Raw genomic sequence first — 406 nt, forward strand, 5'->3', positions numbered from 1 at the left:
CGGCATGTTGACTACGCCTATGCGGGCACGGCGCATAAAGCGCAGGGCGCCAGTGAATCGTATGTGATAGCGCTGGCCGGTGTGACTGACGGGCGGAAATACCTGGCCAGTCACAGTGATGGGTATGTTGCCCTGTCCCGCATGAAAGCCCATGTCCAGGTTTACACCGACGATCGGGACAAATGGTCGTCAGCGGTCTCCCACGCCAGTCAGCGGCAGACCGCCCATGATGTGTTGCACGCTGCTGACGACCGCCAGGCCGATGCTGGCAACCGACTTTGGGAGCAGGCACAACCGCTGGCGGCCAACGGTCTGGGACGGGCGTTGCTGCGAGACAGTGGACTGAGTGAGCAGGGAGAGGCCCGGTTTATCAGTGGCAGCAAAAAATACCCGTCCCCGCATGTGG

At 61.6% G+C, this 406-nt stretch carries 1 protein-coding gene; it reads left to right on the forward strand.

What is annotated here, in order from left to right; all coding sequences use genetic code 11:
- Window positions 1–406, forward strand: a 406-nt coding sequence (locus AEP37_RS24090) for a conjugative transfer relaxase/helicase TraI domain-containing protein (protein ID WP_049615706.1), incomplete at both ends; no start/stop codon positions are given.

Origin of the sequence: Yersinia pekkanenii, assembly GCF_001152565.1 — a bacterium.
Taxonomy (GTDB): domain Bacteria; phylum Pseudomonadota; class Gammaproteobacteria; order Enterobacterales; family Enterobacteriaceae; genus Yersinia; species Yersinia pekkanenii.